6 protein-coding genes are annotated in these 6,169 nt (G+C 44.4%); 2 read left to right on the top strand and 4 right to left on the bottom strand.

Annotation, left to right across the window (positions count from 1 at the left end; all coding sequences use genetic code 11):
• Positions 1-181 precede the first annotated feature (181 nt).
• The 4 genes from ade to abhA all read right to left on the bottom strand — a co-directional run bounded on the left by ade (position 182) and on the right by abhA (position 4,570).
• Positions 182-1,903, bottom strand: a complete 1,722-nt coding sequence (gene ade / locus BTA30_RS22060) for an adenine deaminase (RefSeq protein ID WP_076764189.1) — start codon at positions 1,901-1,903, stop codon at positions 182-184.
• Between the two features lie 123 nt (positions 1,904-2,026).
• Positions 2,027-2,692 carry a potassium channel family protein gene (locus BTA30_RS22055; protein ID WP_076764187.1) on the bottom strand — a complete coding sequence of 222 codons (666 nt, stop codon included), beginning with the start codon at positions 2,690-2,692 and terminating at the stop codon, positions 2,027-2,029.
• 69 nt (positions 2,693-2,761) lie between these two features.
• On the bottom strand, positions 2,762-4,093 hold the full coding sequence (locus BTA30_RS22050) for an ATP-binding protein (protein ID WP_076764185.1): 1,332 nt from the start codon (positions 4,091-4,093) through the stop codon (positions 2,762-2,764).
• A 189-nt stretch (positions 4,094-4,282) separates the two neighbouring features.
• A complete protein-coding gene (abhA, locus tag BTA30_RS22045; protein WP_076764183.1) occupies positions 4,283-4,570 on the bottom strand; it encodes a transcriptional regulator AbhA in 288 nt (95 codons plus the stop codon).
• Between the two features lie 314 nt (positions 4,571-4,884).
• Here abhA and mreBH point away from each other — a divergent pair, with 314 nt between their 5' ends.
• Together mreBH and BTA30_RS24025 are read left to right on the top strand one after the other, a co-directional pair.
• Positions 4,885-5,892, top strand: coding sequence for a rod-share determining protein MreBH (mreBH, locus tag BTA30_RS22035; protein WP_076764179.1), 1,008 nt, complete (start codon positions 4,885-4,887; stop codon positions 5,890-5,892).
• Positions 5,893-5,965: 73 nt separating this feature from the next.
• Positions 5,966-6,097, top strand: coding sequence for a protein YkpC (locus BTA30_RS24025; protein ID WP_094777380.1), 132 nt, complete (start codon positions 5,966-5,968; stop codon positions 6,095-6,097).
• Positions 6,098-6,169: the final 72 nt, after the last annotated feature.

Here is a 6,169-nt window from a genome sequence, read left to right as displayed (position 1 = left end):
GTTTAAAGTTTTAGGATTTTTGTCATCTTTTCAGCTTGCTGCATTCCACGTCACATCTTCTAGCTTCGGTGCGCGCGGACGTCCTTCGCCATGTTCCATGCAAGTCCATTCCCACACTTCAAACCAAGCTTCGTTTATTTACTAGTAAATGCTGTATTATCGATTTGTCGCCATCTTTTTTTCACGGTTGAATCGGGATATGTTTAAAAGCTTTGACATCGAACAGGCCTTCGGTTGTCATTTTCATATCTGGGATGACTGGAAGTGCAAGAAATGAAAGGGTTAAAAAAGGATTAAAATCCCCTGAAAAGCCGATTTGTTTCAAAGTATGGTGAAGGGATATCAAACTGTCATTCACTTCGTGCAGCGGTTTGTCGGATAAAAGCCCGGCTATAGGCAATGGAACAGATTGAAGTGCTTCCCCCTCTTTGGCGACGGTGAGCCCTCCGCCGATTTCCCCGAGACGCTCGATCGCTGCTAACAGATCCTGATCATTTGTTCCGACGGCGATCAGATTGTGGGAATCATGAGAAATGGTTGTTGCAATCGCGCCTTCTTTGAACCCAAATCCCTTTACAATTCCAAGACCGATTTCCTTTATGCCCCGGTAGCGTTCAATCACTGCGATTTTCAACAGATCGCTCTCTGTATCAGTTTGAAAAAACGGCTCATCTTTTGGCTTGGACAAAAAAAGCCTTGTCTCAAGCTGATTGGGAATGATTTCGATGACCCGCACGTCTTTGTCTTGAACGATCGGAATTTGAAGGTCATCTGCGTCTAACTCCGGGAGATGTACAGATTGAAGCAAGCCGGCTTCAGGATTGCAGCCGGTTGTGTCCGCTTCTCTTGTTTCACTGTATATCACACCATTGATCATCGTCTGCGCAATTTGTACATCCCTCAAGTCGCTGACAAAAAGCAGATCTGCATCATAGCCAGGTGCAACAGCTCCCTTTGTTGTTAAACCGTAGCATTCAGCTGCATTCAGGCTGCCCATCTGATAAGCAAGAAATGGATCGAGGCCGGATTGAATGGCCAGTTTTACCTGATGGTTAATGCTCCCTTCATCAATCAGTTCATCCAAATGTTTATCATCTGTACAAAAAAAGAAACGTCTTACATTTTTCTCATTGACCGCAGGCAAAACCTGGCGGACATTCTTTGCGACAGACCCCTCTCTCAGCATGACATACATCCCCCTTCTGACTCTTTCAAGCGCTTCGTCAGGGGTTGTAACCTCATGATCCGTCAGGACGCCTGCCGCCCTGTAGACGTTGACAAATTTGGCTGACAGGCCTGCCAGGTGTCCGTCTATCCGCTTGCCGGCAGCATGGGCATCCATCAGCTTTTGTGTCATGTCCGCTTCACCCGCTTCCACGGCAACGTAATCCATCACTTCGGCAAGGCCGAGCACATCTTCACGGGTGTAAAAAGGGTTTAATTCTTCGGCCCGGAGAACCGCACCCGATTTTTCAAACGCTGCCGCAGGCACGCACGAAGGGAGCATGAAATGAATGTTCAGCTTGGCATGCCGAGCCTGTTCCATCATAAATATCAGACCTTTTACACCTGAGACATTCGCGATTTCATGAGGGTCTGTAATAACGGTTGTCACCCCATGAGGAATTACCGCTTTGGCAAATTCCGACGGCGGCACCATTGAAGACTCAATATGAACATGGCCGTCAATAAAACCGGGAACAATCATTTGTCCCTGGGCATCAATGATGTTCTCCCCTTCGTAATCGCCTAAACCGGCAATGACTCCGTTTGCAATGGCAATGTCCGTCTCTAACCATTCCTGATTAAAAACATCCATGATTTTTCCGTGTTTGATAACAGTATCAGCTTTTTGGCGATGGGCAGCAGCGCCTAGCCGGTGAATGAACATCTCTTTGTCCAAAGGTAGATAACCCCTCTCTGTTTTTATATGTATATGGTTCAATATCGTAGCCGAATCGATTCAAACAGTCAATGAAAAGATGAAAAAACCGTAAGCGAGAAACGCTTACGGCTGGTTCTGCCATCATCCATGCTGAAACACCTTTTTTTCAAATCTTTCAATGTCCGGGTTTGATCCGATGACGATCAATATATCCTCTTTTTGAATCTCCTCTGTAGCGAGCGGAGAAACGATCACTTCTTTTCCGCGTTTAATCGCTACGATATTAATTCCATATCTGGCCCGAATATCAAGGTCAAGCAGCGTATTTCCGGCTAATTTGCCGTTTGCTGCGATCTCTACAAGACTGTGTTCATCTGACAGTTCGAGATAATCTAGCACATTGTTGGATACGATATTATGGGCGATTCGTTTACCCATTTCACGCTCCGGATGAACGATCCGGTCGGCTCCGATTTTGGATAAAACCTTTTCATGGTAGTCATTTTGGGCTTTCACCGTAATCATTTTAACGCCGAGCTCTTTCAAAATTAACGTTGTCAGAATGCTCGCCTGAATATTCTCTCCGATTGCCACAATGACATGATCAAAATTGCGCAGTCCCAGATTTTTAAGCACTGATTCGTCTGTTGTATCTCCAATTACAGCATGTGAAGCGATTTTGGCGTATTCGTTCACCCGGTCCTCATCCATATCGATCGCCATCACCTCAAGGCCCTCTTCACTTAATGCCTTGCAAATGCTGCCGCCGAACCGGCCGAGCCCAATTACTGCAAATTCTTTTTTCATCGGTTATTCCTCCATGGGTCAATCTTTAACAAATTCTATCATATGAAATGAAATTTTTCCTCTTTTATTTTAGGTAGCGCGACTGCAATATGTCTTTTGAACATTCCGGTTGTCAAACGGTGCATCTTCATCAATCGGCAGCAGAATGTGGAAAGTGCTCCCTTCTCCCAATGTGCTGTCGATCTTCATTTCCCCATTATGGGCGCCGATGATATTCAAGCAAATCGTCAGCCCAAGACCTGTTCCTTCCTCTTTCGTTGAAAAGAAAGGCTCGCCAAGCTTTGCCAAATCGGCTTGTGAAATGCCTCCGCCCTCATCTTTGATGCTGACTTTGACATATTCGCCCTCCTGTTCTGAGGAAATGGTGATCTTTCCTCCATCAGGCATTGCTTCAATCCCGTTTTTTATTAAATTGATAAATACTTGTTTAATTTGATTTTCATCACCGTTTATTTCCCATTCTTTCCCGTTTTGAAACGATTTTTCGATTTCAATATGGGAAAGAACGGCATTAGTTTCCAGAAGCGTCGCAACCTGCTGAAGAACTGAATTGATTTTGATTTTTTTAAATTGAACCTGATGAGGTTTAGCCAGTACAAGCAGTTCTCCGAGCACTGAATCGATTCTTTTGATTTCAGAGAAGATAATATCAAAGTACTCGGTTCTATCGGGATACTCCGTTTTCATGAGTTGTAAAAAGCCATTTACAGAGGTCAGCGGATTTCTTACCTCATGAGCGATGCCGGCCGCAAGCTGGCCTGCCATGGCAAGCTTTTGAGACTGCATGGCGAGCCGCTGATTTGATTTAAACAGCTCCATTTCCGCATTTTTTCGCTCTGTGACATCCGTCAGCGTCCCTAAGCTTCCCGTAAATTGACCATCTGTATAATATAGTTTATAGTGAACTTCGCCCCAAAACTTGCTTCCGTCTTTACGATGATATAAAACTTCAATTCTTCCTTCACACTCTTTATTCTTCAGCTGAGCAATCAGATGATTTGAAATGCGTTCTTCATGGTCAAAGTAGTCATTATACATCTTTCCAAGGCTTGTCTCGACACTGTAGCCTGTCAGGGTGGTCCACGCCTGGTTCAAAAAGGTGATCATGCCTTTCCGGTCGGTCTGAAAGACGATTTCCTGCAGGTTATCCATGATACGATTGGTTTCTACTGAAAGCTCTTTATATTTTTTCTCGCTTTCCTTCAGCTTATAGACAAGCTGATTAGACTCATCGATGTAAAGCGTGAGCCACCATACGCTGATCAATGTCACCAGTGTAAACAGCAAATCAACCGTCCAGTTGATTTTATTTCCCAATACTCCGTAAAATAAATAATTCCAAAACATAATAAAAGTCATTGCCAGTACGGTCGCAATGATCCGTGCTTGATATCTTTTCATGCCCCCACCTGCCACTTCTATTTCTCAGTCAATTGTAACATTCTTTACACCATCTTTGAGAGGATTGTTCGAAGTATTTATCGTCTCTAATGCCGAATCTTTCAGTGACGGGCAGTTTTTGTCTTTTATTGGGCATGTTTTTGAAAACCGATCAAAAAGAGCCCTTCCGTAAGAAAGGGCGGGCAATGGCTATGCTTTCGCCTGATACAGCGCGTTTTTAATTTCCTCTAAAAGTATTTCTGCTCCCTCAGGACTCAGCGTAATATTTCCGTTTCCGTATTCACGGTTTTCAGACGTGATCTCGCCTGTCATAAAACAGACACCGTGCGGTTTATATTTTTTCAGAACAATTTTATCCTGGTCGACAAAAAATTCAATACTGTCCTTGATCGATATATCCAATGCTCTTCTTAATTCAATCGGCATCACGATGCGTCCGAGTTCGTCCACTTTTCTTACTACTCCTATTGCTTTCAAAACTTTCGCCTACTTCCTCTTTTGTTTCTATTTTTCTAAGATATTGTCTTAGCATAACGATAGACGTACAAAAAACAAAAAAGGTTTCCCTGTTTTGGCTATATCTTCAGCAAAAAATTCAAGTCATAAAAATGAAATAATTTTCTCATCATGTAAATATGAGGTCATCATTTTACAGGTTGTTTTCAAAACCGTCACAAACCCCCATAAATCGATGATTCCTTTAGAAAATTTAAATGAAATTCTTTTTTTCAGCACGAAGAAAAAACATTTCGTTTTTCGGAAAAAATTTAAAATAGAGATTGGGTGAAAACATGTTTCAAACAACCGAGATCGGAATTGATCTAGGAACAGCAAACATATTGGTTTACAGCAAAAACAAAGGAATCATTTTAAACGAGCCTTCAGTTGTGGCCGTGGATACGGAAACAAAAAACGTTTTGGCGGTCGGCACAGAAGCTAAAAACATGATCGGAAAGACGCCGGGTAAAATTGTTGCGGTGCGGCCGATGAAAGACGGGGTCATCGCCGATTATGACATGACGACAGACCTTTTAAAGCAGATTATGAAAAAAGCAGGAAAAAACATCGGTTTTACGTTCAGAAAGCCGAGTGTTGTGGTTTGTACGCCGTCCGGTTCCACCGCTGTCGAAAGGCGGGCTATCAGCGATGCCGTCAAAAACTGCGGGGCCAAACAAGTGCATTTGATTGAAGAGCCTGTTGCCGCTGCGATCGGCGCCGACCTGCCTGTCGATGAACCTGTCGCAAATGTCGTCGTCGATATCGGCGGCGGGACGACAGAAGTGGCCATTATTTCTTTCGGAGGCGTGGTGTCCTGCCATTCCATCCGAATCGGCGGCGACCAGCTTGATGAAGACATCGTATCTTTTGTAAGAAAAAAATACAATCTGCTGATCGGAGAACGGACCGCAGAAGAAGTCAAAATCGGGATCGGCTACGCTTTGATTGAGCACGAAACGAAAACGATGGAAGTCAGAGGCCGCGATCTTGTCACAGGCCTGCCTAAAACGATTACCCTTGAATCAAACGAAATCCAGGCGGCCATGCGCGAATCGCTTCTTCATATCATCGAAGCGATCAGAGCGACGCTGGAGGACTGCCCTCCTGAACTGAGCGGGGACATTGTCGACCGCGGCGTGATCTTAACGGGCGGCGGCGCTCTCTTGAACGGCATTAAAGAATGGCTTTCACAAGAAATCGTCGTTCCCGTGCATGTCGCTGCAAATCCGCTCGAATCTGTCGCAATCGGAACGGGGCGTTCCCTTGAAGTGATTGATAAACTGCAAAAAGCCGCTAAATAATTTCGTTTTTCACGTCTTTTTGGCTTGCTTCCTTCATATCGTGAGAAAGGGATAAACGATAAGGAGGAAGAACATGCTCAGAGATTTGGGAAGACGAGTGGCCATTACCGCCATTTTAAGCGGCATCATCCTCGGGGGGATGAGCGTATCGCTCAGCAATATGCCAAGCCCCCCCCCTGATCAAACGGCCAAAATAAACCGTTAAAACAAATCGCAGCCAAAGGCTGCGTCAGCTTGTAGAGAAACCTATGTTTTTTTACAAGCTTTTTTGTTTTAA

This window comes from Bacillus swezeyi (genome assembly GCF_001969815.1).
In the GTDB taxonomy this organism is placed as follows: Bacteria; Bacillota; Bacilli; order Bacillales; family Bacillaceae; genus Bacillus; species Bacillus swezeyi.
Note: the sequence above shows the minus strand (reverse complement) of the source record. Positions and strands in the feature narration are given on the sequence as shown.